Raw genomic sequence first — 13341 nt, forward strand, 5'->3', positions numbered from 1 at the left:
CAAGCTAACGGCGCCGGTGGAGGCTGACAATAGCGACAACCGGCTGTCTCCGAGGGGGAATTGACGCTTTGCCCGCTGACCTGCCCCGACGGCGCCGCGAGGTGCGGTGTCGGGCGGCGCGGGCCAGGGAGGATCCGGAAGAGACGGCTAGCCCGCGGCGCGGCCCAGCGGCCCGGGCTGCGGGATCGGGGCCGGCCCCGGGGGCGGCGGCACCGGATCGGGCTCCGGCACGGGACCCGGGATCGGGGGCGCGGGACGCGGCACCGGGTCGGGCTCGGGGAAGGGTCCGGGCCCCGGCCGGGGCGCGGGGACCGGGTCGGGCTCCGGGGTGGGGGGCTGCGTCTGGTCTTCGTCTTCGTCGAGCACCACGAGGTTGAGCACCATACGCACCACCTTCCCCGGAACCGGGCGGGTACGCCCGTCGGCGTCCGTCGGCCGCCTACGGGCGCAGGGCCGCGGCCAGCCCGGTGGAGGGGCTGCTCAGGACGGGCACCGCCGTCCGCACCAGGTCCGCCGCGCCCGCCATCGACGCCTGGGCGAGGAGGATGACGTCCGCGTCGGCGACCTCGTCCGCCGCGCGGGCCACCCGGCTCAGGTACCCGTCGGTGTCCCCCGCCTCGAAGCACTCCCACGCCTCCGCGACCAGGTGCGTGCGTACGGTGACGGCCCGGCCGGCGGCCTCCTGCTCCAGCAGCTCCAGCGTCGGGGCGACGGTGGACCGGACGGCGGCGAGTACGACGATCCGGGGGCCGGCGTCCACGGCCGCGGCCGCCATGGGCCGGTCCACGCGGAGCACGGGCCGTCCGAGGGCGGGTGCGAGGGACTCGGCGACGGCCCCGATCGTCGAGCAGGTGACCAGCACCGGCCCGTTCGCCCCGGCGAGGGCCTCCCGCACGCCGGGAGCCACCGACGCGGGCCCGTGCGTACGGGCCCGCTCCAGCAGCTGCGGGACGACGAGGTGCCGCAGCACCGCCCCGGCGTGGTCGCGGTCCCGCAGCGCGTCGAAGACCGGGACGTGGACCGGGGAGGTGTGCAGCAGGGTCAGGGCCCGGCCGCTCACCAGCGGCCGGAGTCCGCGATCAGCTGGGCCTTCGCCGCCTCGGCCACCCCGGCGGGGGCGGCGGGAGCCTCGTCGGGATGTTTGGCGGCCCAGGCCGCCGCGTAGGGACACAGCGGGACCACGGGAACCCCTTCGGCTGCGGCGATCGCGTAGAAGGTCCTCACCAGCTGCCCGCCGATCCCGCGGCCCTCGTGGCCCGGCTCGACGATGGTGTGCACGGCGACCAGCGCGCCGGGCTCCCCGGCGAGCACGAAGTAGGCGATGAACCCGACCACCGCCCCGCCCTCGATGGCGAGCAGCCGCCCCGCCTTCCGGTCGTCCTCGAACTCGATCGCCTGGTTCTCGGCCATGCTCCCCCGCTCCCCTCAGACAGCCACCGCGTGGGGGCTGCGCTCCTGGTCCGTTCCGGGAACCGGGGCGGAGGGATCCGCCCCGAGTTCGATGATGCGGTTGTCGGCGTCGACGTGCACGACCCGGGGCTTCAACGCCCGCGCCTCGGCGTCCTCGACCTGCGCGTAGCTGATGAGGATGACGAGGTCCCCGGGATGCACGAGGTGCGCGGCGGCCCCGTTGATCCCGATGACCCCGGACCCCCGCTCCCCCTCGATGACGTACGTCTCCAACCGTGCCCCGTTGGTGATGTCCACGATGTGGACGAGCTCCCCGGGCAACAGGTCGGCGGCGTCCAGCAGGTCGGCATCGATGGTCACGGAGCCGACGTAATGCAGATCGGCCTGCGTGACGGTGGCCCGGTGGATCTTGGACTTGAACATGGTACGAAGCATGCGGAAACTCCCGGAATGTCAGCTCCCTGCCTGCTCCTCGCAGGTCAAGGGCGGTCTCCGGAGCCTACAACGACTCGCCGGCGTACGCACTGGGCCAGGGGACGGCCACGGCGACCGGCGCCGACGTGACGACCGGCTCGCGGGTCAGGGGTGGTCGTGCCAGGAGAGGGCGGCGATGCGCCAGCCCTCGGGGGTGCGGACGAACTGGAGGGTTTTGGTGCCGGCGCCCTCGAAGGGGGCGCCGTCCAGGATTCCGGACTTGCGGTAGCCGCCGAAGCGCGAGGCGATGTCCCCCTGGATCTCGGTGCTTTCGGAGGTCTCCCACTCCGAGAAGTCGACCAGTCGGCCCTCGGCCAGCAGCCGTTGGCGGGGTTCGATGAATTCCTCCACCGTGTAGACCGTGAAGTCCGGGCCCGTCTTGACGATGACACCGCCGGGGAGGAACAGTCGGCGGAGCCTGTCCACGTCGGCGGTCTTGCCGTCCCGGTTGTCGAAGGCGCCGAAGAAGTCGGCGGTCAGGGCGTCGAGTTCGGGCTTGTGCGACATGTCTTGCTCCCCCGGGTCGGATCGCCGGCCGCCTTCCGCGGGCCGGGCGCCGACCCATTGTCCACTTGTCCACGGCCCCGGACCCTGTCCGAGCGGCCTCCCGGGCCGGACCGGCCTAGCGCAGCAGGACCAGCACGGCGAGGAGCAGGGCCGGCAGCACCGGGACCGCTGCCACCACAGTGGCCGTCAGGCGTCGGCGCAGCACGCTGTAGCGGTGCTCGTACGCGGTCGCGAGTTCCTCGCCCCGGGCCACGACGGCGGCCAGCATCTGCCGCTTGAGGCGCAGGTGGTGCTCCGCGAAGAGGCCCGCGACCTCCTGCCGTTCGCCCGGGCCGAGCCAGGTCAGGCGTCCGGCGAAGGCCTGCGCCTCGGCGTGTGCCTCATGGAGGGCCGCCTGGCTGATCAGGTAGCCCTCCAGGCGCGCGAGGCCGGCCGCGGCCTCCCTCTGGGCCTTCTCGTCCATCGTCGCTCGCCGCCGTCCTGCTACCCGGCGGCCGTCGGTCCGGCGGAGTCGTCGCGGGGCGGGGAGACGGCCCTGTCCTGGTCGACCACGTCGCGCTGGCCCTCGTTCTCGATGCGCTCCAGTTCCGAGACCTCGAAGTGGTGCAGGTCGAAGGCCGGTGATTCGGAACGTACCCGCGGCAGCGTGACGAAGTTGTGGCGCGGCGGCGGGCAGGAGGTGGCCCATTCCAGCGAACGGCCGTACCCCCACGGGTCGTCGACGGTGACGCGCGGCGCGTACTTCGCGGTCTTCCACAGGTTGTAGAGGAAGGGGAGGGTCGATCCGCCGAGCAGGAACGCGCCGATGGAGGAGACGGTGTTCAAGGTGGTGAACCCGTCGGCGGCGAGGTAGTCGGCGTAGCGGCGCGGCATGCCTTCGGCTCCCAGCCAGTGCTGGACGAGGAAGGTGAGGTGGAAGCCGACGAACAGCGTCCAGAAGTGGATCTTGCCGAGGCGTTCGTCGAGCATGGTGCCGGTCATCTTCGGCCACCAGAAGTAGAAGCCGGCGAACGTCGCGAACACCACCGTGCCGAAGACCACGTAGTGGAAGTGGGCGACGACGAAGTAGGAGTCCGTGACGTGGAAGTCCATCGGCGGCGAGGCCAGGATGATGCCGGTCAGACCGCCGAAGAGGAAGGTCACCAGGAAGCCGATGGACCACAGCATCGGCGTCTCGAAGGACAGCGAGCCCTTCCACATCGTGCCGATCCAGTTGAAGAACTTCACCCCGGTCGGCACCGCGATCAGGAACGTCATGAAGGAGAAGAACGGCAGCAGCACGGCCTGCGTGGCGAACATGTGGTGCGCCCACACCGTCACCGACAGCCCCGCGATCGCGATCGTCGCCCCGACCAGGCCGAGGTAGCCGAACACCGGCTTGCGGGAGAAGACGGGGAGGATCTCGGTGATGATCCCGAAGAACGGGAGGGCGATGATGTAGACCTCCGGGTGCCCGAAGAACCAGAACAGGTGCTGCCACAGGATCGGCCCGCCGTTGGACGGGTCGAAGACGTGCGCACCGAACTTGCGGTCCGCCTCCAGCACCAGCAGCGCCGCCGCCAGGACCGGGAAGGCGAACAGGACCAGCACCGAGGTCAGCAGGATGTTCCAGGTGAAGATCGGCATCCGGAACATCGTCATCCCGGGCGAGCGCATGCAGATGATCGTGGTGACGAAGTTGACGGCGCCCAGGATCGTCCCGAATCCCGACATGGCCAGCCCCATGATCCACATGTCGCCGCCGATGAACGGGGTCCGCTCCACGCTGCTGAGCGGGGTGTAGGCGGTCCAGCCGAAGTCGGCCGTGCCCTGCGGCGTGAGCAGGCTCCCCACGACGATGATGCCGCCGAACAGGAACAGCCAGAACGACAGCATGTTCAGCCGGGGGAACGCCACGTCCGGCGCCCCGATCTGCAGGGGCATGATCGCGTTGGCGAACCCGGCGAACGTCGGCGTCGCGAAGAACAGCAGCATGATCGTGCCGTGCAACGTGAAGATCTGGTTGTACTGCTCGTTGGAGACGATCTGCATACCCGGCCGGGCCAGCTCCGCCCTCAGCAGGAGGGCGAGCACGCCGCCGATGACGAAGAAGACGAACGAGGCGATCAGGTAGAGGTGCCCGATCTTCTTGTGGTCCGTCGTCGACAGCCAGGCCACCACGACCTGTCCCACGGTTCTCCCCCGCGTGGGAATGGGCGCGATCGGCTCGGTGACAGTGGTCATGCGGATCCCCTGGACATCATCGGACGGCGACGGGCGGTCTGCCGCGCGGGCAGCCGGCTCGGGCTGCCCGCACACGTCGTCCCTGTCTACTGCCACGGCCGGGCGGACGCGCGGCGGCGTGCACGCGCGTACGGGTGAAGGTGGCGCCGGGTGAAGGTGGCGGCGCGGCGTCAGTCCCGCTTCTCGCCGCCCAGCAGGTTGCGGCGCATCAGGCGGGTGATGTCCTTCGCGGTGACGATGCCGACGAGACGGCCGTCGTCGACCACGAGGAGGCGGGTACCGGTGGCCGTGCTGAGCCGGTCGAGGGCCTCGGTCAGGAACTCGTCGGCGGAGGCGACCGCACACCTCGCGAGCGGGGTCGCCACGTCGCGCACCTGGGTGGTGTCCCGCAGCGGGTCCTGGACCGCTCCCAGCCTGCGCAGTTCGACGATGCCGCTGGGGCGGCCGTCGAAGTCGAGCAGCGGCACGGCGGAGTGGCGGGACGGGAGGGCCACCTCGTCGATGAAGCGGCGGACGGTCAGCCAGTCGGCGCCGGTGGCGACCGGGCTGCTCATCGCGTCGGCGACCCGGACGCCCTGCAGGGCCGTGCCGATGACGGCGCGCTGCCGTTCCGCGCCCGCGACCACCATGACGAACAGGCCGGTGAAGACCAGCCACAGTCCGCCCGAGGACCCGCGCAGCAACGAGACCCAGCCGGCGCCCATCAGCAGGACTCCGAGCACCTGGCCGCTGCGCGACGCCGCGCGGTCGGCGCGGTCGCGGTCCCCGGTGCGCCACCACAGCAGGGCCTGCACGACGCGACCGCCGTCCAGCGGAGCCGCGGGCAGCAGGTTGAACACCCCGAGGGCCAGGTTCACCCAGCCGAGCCATCCGAGGACCGCTGCGGGCACTGCCCAGCCCGAGAGGGTGTTCAGGCCGATGCCGGCGCCGAGGGCCGCCCCGCCGATGACCAGGCTGGTCAGCGGCCCGCTCACGGCGACCGCGAAGGCCGCCGCCGCGCTCTGGGGGCGGCCCATGCGGGTCATCCCGCCCAGGGCCCACAGCGTCACGTCCTGTACGGAAATCTTCTTGCGGCGGGCCGTCGCGGCGTGCGCCGCCTCGTGCAGCAGCAGGCTCGCCATCAGCAGCAGGGCCCCGACGGCGCTGGCGAGGGTGTACACGGCGTTCGAGTATCCCGGTGTCCAGAGGGGGAGGGTCCGGCGGCCGAGGCCGTACGCGAGGAAGACCGCCAGCAGCGGCACGCTCCAGTGCATGCGCAGCGGTACGCCGACCACGCGTCCCACGGGGACAGAGCCGTTCATGGCCTCTCCAGCCGGCCCGGCGTACCGGTCCACCCGGGGCGCACCGCGCGTCCCGTACCCCGTGGACCGGACGGCCGGGGCCTCACCTCCAGTGTCCCTCTCGCCGTGCCGCTACCCGGGTGACGGACCGTGCCCGGGGCTGTGGGAGGCGTCGCCCTGCGGGGCATCGCCGTGTGCGGCGTCGTGGCTCGCGTCCCCGTGGCTCGCGTCCCCGTGGCCGGGGGCGTCGTGGCCGGAGTCGGCGTGGCCGGCGCCCCCGTCGTGACCGGCGTCCCCGTGCTCGGGGCCGTGCGCGTCGCCGGTCTCCACCTTGCCGCCGAGGCGCTCCCGCAGCGGCGCCAGGGCTTCGGCGGAGGCGGCGGTGACCACCCACCGGTCTCCGACCAGGTAGGTACCGCCGTACCCGCGGGACTCCGCCAGCCACTCGCGCTGGCCCTCGTCGGCGGTGAAGGTCGCGATCCGGTAGCCGGCCGCCCCCGCCCCGCACGCCCCTTCCCGCAGTTCTTCGGCGTCGACGGTGATCTCGGCGGTGCAGCCGAGGGCCGCCGCCAGGTCCTGGACGCTGACGCCGTTGGCCCGGGCGGAGGCGGCGGCGACCGGGCGGACCTTCGCGTGTCCCGTGGCGCACCCGCCGCACAGCAGGGAGGCGACCAGCACGGCCACGCAGGGCGCCAGGTGGCGGGCGGTGACGCGGGGTGGTTGCGGCATGTCTGGTCTCCCTCGCAGAGGTGGATGTGCCCTACCGGTCCGCGGGGACCTTCTTGCCGGCGTCGTCGACGGCGAACCACAGGCCCTGCTTGTTGTGTCCGTTGGTCTGGCCGGGCTGGGTGTCGCCGGTGAACAGGTAGACGGGCCAGCAGTCGATCGTCAATTGCTGTGACCCGTCGGGCCGCTTCACCGATCCGACGAGTCCGGCGGCGATTCCGGACACCTTCGTCTTGTCCACCGGCGCGGCGGGCTTCCAGGTGTCGAGGCAGGCGTCGAGGCAACCGAATTTCATGGGCCACGCACTGTCCTTGTTGAACCGGTAGAGGGTGCGCCCCTGTGCGTCGACGAGGATCTTCCCGAGTTTCGTGTCGGTGGCGACGGAGAGTTCCGTTCCCGTCCGGGCGTTCATATCGCCCATCCCGCTCCCCATTCCGCTGCCCATTCCCGAGCCCATGGCCCCGGTAGCGGGCGTGCCGGGTTTTTGGCCGCCCTTCTGGTCGACGGCCTTCTTGCCGTCGGCGGCCAGCGCGTGCCAGGTGCCGCCGACGCCTTCGCCCTTGGCCTCCCCGGCCTGGGTGTCCTTGGCGTAGCGGTACACGGGCCAGCCGCCGAGGGTGAGCTGCTTGCTGCCGTCGGCGCGGGTGACCTCGCCGAGCTGGGAGGCGTCGATGCCCTGGGCGGCGGAGGCGTCCGCCGCGGGGACGGGCGGCCAGGCGGTGGCGCAGTCGCCGGAGCAGTTCGATGTGGGGGGCTTGGCGGTGTCCTTGTCGAACCGGTAGAGGGTGAGGCCGGCGCTGTCGGTGACCACGCTGCCCACGTTCGCGATGTCCCGTACGGCGAGCTGGCCGGCCCGCACCGACGTCCCGGGCTCCACGCCGCCGTAGCCGGATCCGGCGGCGCCGGCCGCCCCGGCCGCGCCGGCCGCCGGGTCCGCCCCCGAGCCGCCGGAGCCGTATCCGCTGCCGTACCCGTTCCCTATCGCTTTGCTGTCCCCGACCGGCTGTACGGCATTTCCCGAGCGGCCGGCGTTGGTCCCGCCGCTCCCGCATCCGGCCGCCAGTACCAGTACCGCCATCACCGATCCGGCGGCGGCCGCCCCACGACGCTTGTTGTTCACGGTTGCTCACTCCCTGCGTTTCCATTCGGCGTTCACTCTTCCTGGGTCATTCATAAAGCCTGGGAAGCCCCCGGAATTCGAATGGACGGGAATTTGTCAGATCACGCCAAAGGCTGAACTGGGGCCGGCCGCAGCCGTTCACGGCCGGCTCGTTCCCGGACGCGCTCGTGGCCGGCGGCGCCCATTCCTGGCCGCGCCGATTCCTGGCCGCGCCGATTGCCGGCCGCACGCATTGCCGACCGTGCGCGAGGCCGGCCTCGCGCGAGGCCGGCCTTCCATTCCTGACCGTGGTCATTCCTGACCGTGCTCATTCCTGACCGTGCTCATTCCTGGATGCGCAGCGCCAGCGCCGGGCAGCGGCGGACCGCGCGCAGCGCCTTCGGCCGCAGCCGGCCCGGGACGGGCATGACTCCCTGGGCCGGGTAGCCGTCGGCGTCCAGCCGGACGATGTCGGGCAGCAGGTCCACGCACAGCCCGTGGCCCTTGCACAGCGTCCAGTCCACGACGAGCCGTTCGGGGTTCTCGTCGGCCGGCAGCGGCAGGGCGCCCAGGACGCGCCGCCCGCAGCCGCTGCCGAGCGCGTGGTCGCGGAACTCGTCGGGGAACACGGCGAGGGCGGAGGCCACGAAGGCGGAGGTTCCGTCGGGGTGGCTGCACGCCCCGCGGCCGAGCACCGAGCGCATCCGCGCCTGGACGGCTTCGAGGGCCGGCCGGCCGCCACCGCCGACGAGGGCGTCGACCGCGTCCGCGAGCGAGGGCAGCCCCCGCGCGCACGGCCCGCACTGCCCGGCGGACTCGTCCGCCATCCAGCGGGTGACGCGGGCGACTTCCCCGGCCGGGCAGGTGTCGTGGGGCAGCGGCAGCACGGCGCCCGCCCCCAGTACGGCGTCGTACGAGGCGAGCGAGTTGCGGGAGAGCGCGGCGGAGCGGGCGGCGGGCGGGGCCAGCCAGCGGCCGTGATAGCCGCCTACCAGGACGCCCTGGCCGGGTTCCGATCCGCACAGGTCCAGGACGTACGCCAGGGACGTCCCGGTCGGCACTTCGACGACCGTGGCTCCCCCGACGGTCAGCAGGACGGTGCCCGGCTCGTCGTCGAGGCCCGCCATGCGGTACTCGGCGGCTCCGAGCCGGGCGGCGACGGCCAGTTGGGCGTAGGTCTCGGTGTTGGACAGCAGGGTCGGCAGCCCGCCGAGGCCCCTTTCGCTGGTCCGCACCTTCTGCCCGGACGGCAGCGCGGGTCCGCCCTCGATCCCGTTGATCAGGGCGGTGCCCTCCCCCGTGACGAAGCGTTCGGGGAGGCGGGCCACCCGGACCCGGCGGTCCGCCGCGGCGCGTTCGGCGACGGCGGCGCGCAGCGAGCCCTCCACGTCGTCGCGGGTGACGCCGATGACCACGTCCTCGGCGCCGAGCGCGTCGGCGGCCAGGAGTGCCCCGTCGAGCACCAGGTGCGGGACGTGCAGCAGCAGGGCGGTGTCCTTGAGACAACTCGGCTCGCCCTCGCTGCCGTTGACGACGACGGCGGTGCGGCCGTCGCGGGCCCGGGCCGAGCGGGTGACGGCGCGGAGTTTGCGGGCGAAGGGGAAGCCCGCTCCGCCGCGCCCCTTGAGGTCCACGTCCTCGGCCAGCCGCACCAGTTCCTCGACGGGGTAGCGGGGCAGCGTCCCGTGCACGGTCAAGTGCCCGGCGAGGTCGAGGCGGGGTGCGGCGTCGAGCCCGGCCAGCAGACGGGGCATGCCCACGCAGCCGAGGGCCGGGCGGGACACGCCGGTCACTGGCGCCCCCGCGCGCCGCCGAGCGGTTCACCCGGGCGGTCTGCCACGCCGAGCCTGCTCGGTATGAACACCGCGGGATAGGGCGGCGCGCCGTACGGGGGTGCGGGGTACGGCGGGGGCGGATACGGCGGCGGGGCCGGCCTGGACTGCGTCCCCGGCCCGGCAGCGGCCCGGGCGGTGAGCAGCGGATCTCCGGGCAGCGGGTCTCCGGGCAGCAGGTCTCCGGGCAGCGGACCGGAGCCCGCCCCGCCCGCGGCGGCCGGCTGCGTCTGGCGGGCCAGCCGTGCGGTGAGGCGGGCCGCCGCCCATTCGGCGGGTTTGCGGACGAACGGCCTCGGCGTGCGCGGCGGCCCCTGGCCGGGCGTGCGGGACGGGGGCGGCGCCACGACGGCCGGGCGGGCCGGGAGTGCGCGCAGCCGCGCCCGCAGCCGGATGACGAGGACGGCGGCGACACCGGCCAGGCAGAGCCCGTACGCCACGGTCACCCAACCGGCCGCGGCGCGCCCGGCTTTGAGGCCGTGCACCAGTGAGGCGCCCCAGGCGGGGTACGCGCCCATGTGCAGGGCCCGCCACCACAGCGAGCGGCCTTTGGTGGCGAAGGCGCTGCGGGCCGCGCCCGAGACGGCCACGGCGACGAAGAGGTACCCGGCCAGTGTGCCGAGCCCGATCAGCAGGGGCCGGTCGGGGTCGGCGAACGGCAGGACGGCGGATGCGGCGCCGGTCTGCGACTGCGCGACCTTGACCCATATGTGCAGGGCGAGGAAGCCCAGGCCGGCGACGCCGAGTCCGCGGTGCACACCCTGGGCGACGAGCCGGTGGCCGGAAGCCAGGAGCGTGCGATCGGTGGCGGCCAGGCCCCACAGGACCGTGGAGGTGAGTGAGACGAGGGACAGGACGCCCGCGCCGTAGTCCAGGAATTCCCACAGCCTGGTCAGCGCTCCCGCCCGGACCGCCACCGTCAGCGAGACGAGGCCGGCGAGGGCCGCGGCGGACAGTGCGGCGGGGTGCAGCCCTCCGGCGGCGGACAGCAGCGGCGGCCGGCGCACGGCGCGCCGTCCCGCCGCCGCGGTGGCCGCACCGGCGTGGCGTCTGGTGTGGCGGGCCCGGTGAGAGCGTGGCGTACGGGGCTGGGACAAGGGCATGTGGTTCTCCCATACGCCCGGGCCCGAGCACTCCACCTCACGCTCGGCGCCCGGGGTAGTCGTCGGAACTGCTCAGCGGCGGGCGGGAGATGAGGCCTCGCCCGGCCGGGGAGCGGGGGCCGGAGTGCAGAAGCATCGTGGAGCTTCGCAGCACCTCCACGGGATTTATCGAAACGTGATAATTTCTGGCGCCCGCGCAGTCATCGCATCGAACATCCCCGGAAGATTCCCTTCCAGTGGTGCGGTTGCGACGAGGTTGACGCCTTGTCCGCCGCCACACCTCCCCGACGGCAAAATTCAGGCAAGGTCGCGGGACTGCAAGTGGATGGCACGCTCCTGGAGGGAGTACGAGGCGCCCGAACCGCTGCCGGCACTGACGCCGGCGGGGAGCCGGGCGGCCCCGACAGGCCTGTCACCCTCCCACGGGGCAGGCCATACCCCGGCACGAACGAGGTAACGATGTGCGAACTGCTGAACCGCATCTGGTCCCGCCCGCGCGGCGAATGGACCCGGGTCCTGCGAAGGGAACTGCCCGCGCTGGCCGCAGGGATCGTGGAGGAGCTCCAGGAGAGCATCCCCGGATTCCGCGAGCTGATCGCCGACTCCGACGAAGAGGTGGTCAGACAGCGGGTGGAGACGGCGCTGCTCACCGCTCTCGGGTACCGGGAGCCTTCCTGTCACCCTGAGGGCGAGCGGTCGGGAACCGCCGCGCGGCCCGAACGGGAACCTTCCGAGAGCGGGCAGCTGGTGCCCCTCAAGGCCATTCCCTCACAGCGTTCCCCCGAGGCGGCCGTCACCGCTGCCGAACGCGCTCGGCGGGAGCTCTTCACCGGCCTTACAGGTGACATGCCCATGTCTGAAATTGCCCTCTCGGAACTGGCCGCCACGGCCGGATGGCCCCTGCCGGCCACCGTACGCGCCGTCGCCCCGGCCACTCCGGGGGAGATGCAGCAGCTGGCGGGCGTACTGGACGACGCCCTCACCGGCATGGTCGGCGGGCAGCCGTGCCTGCTGGTCCCCGCCCCCGATCCGGAAGCCCGCGGGCCCTTGGAATGCGCGCTGCGCGGGCGGTTCGCCGCCGTCGGGCACCCCGTCGCCCTGCGGGACACCGCCTCCTCGCTGCGCTGGGCGCTGCGCCTGCTCAACCTGACGCCGGCCCGGCCCGGCACCGAGGCCCGCGCCGTCTTCGTGGACGACCACCTCTCGACCCTGCTGCTGCTCCAGGACGAACCCCTGGCCCACGCGCTGGCCGCGCGGTGGCTGCGGCCGCTGGCGGACTTGACCCCGCGCCAGAGCGAACGGCTGGAAGTGACCCTGCTGGCCTGGCTGGAGGGGGGCGGTGCGCCGGAGGCCGCCAAGGCGCTGAGCGTGCACCCCCAGACGGTGCGCTACCGCATGCGCCAGCTGGAGAAGCTCTTCGGAACGGGCCTGCGTGACCCGCGGACCCGCTTCGAACTGGAGATGGCCCTGCGCACCCGCCGTCTGATGGCGCAAGTACGGCGCCAGCACTCACGGGTGAGCCGCCGGGCCCGTGTCGTGACCGCCGAGTTCCGGCCTCCGCTGGGCGCGGGCCGCATGGCCCGGGTCAACGGGCTGTAGATCCCGCCGTCCGGCCCCGGTTCCCTCCTCGTCAACGCGGGGAGGGCCCGGGGCCGGACGCGTGTGCGGCCAGGGCCGCGTTGAGGTCGCGCAGTTCCTCGTACGCCCGGGAGCAGGAACGGCATCCCGCCAGATGCCGGCGGAGCCCCGCGCCCCGGGGTGCGGCCCGGCGCCGGACGGCCGAGCCGAGCAGCGGCGCGTACGGCCGGCACCGCTCGTCGCCGACCGCGGCCGCACCGAGGTGGGCGCACAGGTAGGCCTCGCGCAGCCCCTCGCGGGCGCGGAAGGCGAGCGAGGTCACGGCGCTGGGGGTGATCCCGAACAGCACCGGCATCTGGTGGGGGCAGTCGTCCTCGACGAGCGTGTGCCACAGGACGGCCTTCCAGCGCCGGGGCAGGGAGTGGAAGGAGCGGGCGGCCAGCCGGCGCTCCTCCTCCGACAGCAGCCGCTGCTGCGGGTCCTCGCCGCAGGGGCCCGGGTGGCACCAGGCTTCGACGTCCGGGGTCAGGACGGTCCGGCCGTCTCCCGCCCGCCATTCGACGGCGGTGTGACGGACCACCGCCAGCAGGTACGGGCGCCAGTGCTCCCGCGGCCCGGCGCCGGAACGGACGGCCTGGAGGGTACGGACGAAGGCCTCCGAGACGAGGTCTTCGGCGTCCTGCGGGGCACGGCAGCAACCGCGCGCGCAGGCCAGCAGGGCAGCCCGGTGGCGCCGGTACAGCAGGTCGCAGACGTCGGCGTCCGCGGCGCCGCGAGCGTACGAGCGTCTGAGCCGCCGGATGAGTTCCCGGTCACTGGGCGTCGCCCCACCGATCGGCGGCGCGCCGTCATCGGCCGCTGCCCCGCCCTCGGGCGGTGCGACGTCGCCGGGCGGTGCGACGTCGCCGGGCCGTGCAGCGTCGTCGGGCCGTGCAGCGTCGTCGGGCAGCGCGCAGTCGTCGGACAGCGCGCGCGCCGTGGGGCCGTGGGAGCCGGACATGACGATCGCTCCTCGTTCGTGTCGGTGCCGGCCGCCGCAGGGGCGACGGCACGGCGCGGTGCCGGTCCGAAGTCGGCTTCGGACCGGCACCGCTCTCGGGGCGACGCGG

General features: G+C 73.4%; 14 protein-coding genes. 1 reads left to right on the forward strand and 13 read right to left on the reverse strand.

Annotation, left to right across the window (positions count from 1 at the left end):
• Nucleotides 1-147: 147 nt before the first annotated feature.
• From OG861_RS05220 to OG861_RS05275, 12 genes are all read right to left on the reverse strand, one after another.
• The gene (locus OG861_RS05220) at nt 148-384 is read right to left on the reverse strand and encodes a hypothetical protein (RefSeq protein WP_329200032.1); all 237 of its coding nucleotides are present in this window, start codon (nt 382-384) and stop codon (nt 148-150) included.
• Nucleotides 385-439: 55 nt separating this feature from the next.
• Complete coding sequence (locus tag OG861_RS05225) at nt 440-1060, reverse strand: aspartate/glutamate racemase family protein (protein ID WP_329200030.1); 621 nt, start codon at nt 1058-1060, stop codon at nt 440-442.
• Nucleotides 1057-1410 (reverse strand): GNAT family N-acetyltransferase, encoded by a 354-nt coding sequence (locus OG861_RS05230; RefSeq protein WP_329200028.1) that lies wholly within the window; start codon nt 1408-1410, stop codon nt 1057-1059. Before OG861_RS05230 ends, OG861_RS05225 begins: the two co-directional genes overlap by 4 nt.
• 15 nt (nt 1411-1425) lie before the next feature.
• A complete protein-coding gene (gene panD, locus OG861_RS05235; protein ID WP_132754471.1) occupies nt 1426-1845 on the reverse strand; it encodes an aspartate 1-decarboxylase in 420 nt (139 codons plus the stop codon).
• Between the two features lie 144 nt (nt 1846-1989).
• Entirely contained in the window at nt 1990-2391 is a 402-nt protein-coding gene (locus tag OG861_RS05240) for a nuclear transport factor 2 family protein (RefSeq protein ID WP_329200024.1), read from the reverse strand.
• A gap of 115 nt (nt 2392-2506) precedes the next feature.
• Nucleotides 2507-2854, reverse strand: coding sequence for a hypothetical protein (locus OG861_RS05245; protein ID WP_329200022.1), 348 nt, complete (start codon nt 2852-2854; stop codon nt 2507-2509).
• 20 nt (nt 2855-2874) lie between these two features.
• Entirely contained in the window at nt 2875-4614 is a 1740-nt protein-coding gene (gene ctaD / locus OG861_RS05250) for an aa3-type cytochrome oxidase subunit I (RefSeq protein WP_330261344.1), read from the reverse strand.
• Between the two features lie 170 nt (nt 4615-4784).
• A complete protein-coding gene (locus OG861_RS05255) occupies nt 4785-5915 on the reverse strand; it encodes a site-2 protease family protein (RefSeq protein WP_329200018.1) in 1131 nt (376 codons plus the stop codon).
• A 111-nt stretch (nt 5916-6026) separates the two neighbouring features.
• On the reverse strand, nt 6027-6623 hold the full coding sequence (locus OG861_RS05260) for a hypothetical protein (protein ID WP_330261345.1): 597 nt from the start codon (nt 6621-6623) through the stop codon (nt 6027-6029).
• A gap of 31 nt (nt 6624-6654) precedes the next feature.
• Nucleotides 6655-7740, reverse strand: a complete 1086-nt coding sequence (locus OG861_RS05265) for an SCO0930 family lipoprotein (RefSeq protein WP_329200014.1) — start codon at nt 7738-7740, stop codon at nt 6655-6657.
• A gap of 323 nt (nt 7741-8063) precedes the next feature.
• Nucleotides 8064-9473, reverse strand: coding sequence for an NADH-ubiquinone oxidoreductase-F iron-sulfur binding region domain-containing protein (locus OG861_RS05270; RefSeq protein WP_329375231.1), 1410 nt, complete (start codon nt 9471-9473; stop codon nt 8064-8066).
• Nucleotides 9474-9508: 35 nt separating this feature from the next.
• Nucleotides 9509-10654 (reverse strand): hypothetical protein, encoded by a 1146-nt coding sequence (locus OG861_RS05275; protein WP_330261346.1) that lies wholly within the window; start codon nt 10652-10654, stop codon nt 9509-9511.
• A gap of 459 nt (nt 10655-11113) precedes the next feature.
• Here OG861_RS05275 and OG861_RS05280 point away from each other — a divergent pair, with 459 nt between their 5' ends.
• Complete coding sequence (locus OG861_RS05280) at nt 11114-12253, forward strand: PucR family transcriptional regulator (RefSeq protein WP_329200009.1); 1140 nt, start codon at nt 11114-11116, stop codon at nt 12251-12253.
• Nucleotides 12254-12284: 31 nt separating this feature from the next.
• On the opposite strand, the gene OG861_RS05285 is transcribed toward OG861_RS05280, so the two are convergent.
• Nucleotides 12285-13232, reverse strand: a complete 948-nt coding sequence (locus OG861_RS05285; protein ID WP_330261347.1) for an RNA polymerase sigma factor — start codon at nt 13230-13232, stop codon at nt 12285-12287.
• Between the last annotated feature and the right edge of the window lie 109 nt (nt 13233-13341).

Origin of the sequence: Streptomyces sp. NBC_00539, assembly GCF_036346105.1 — a bacterium.
GTDB lineage: Bacteria > Actinomycetota > Actinomycetes > Streptomycetales > Streptomycetaceae > Streptomyces.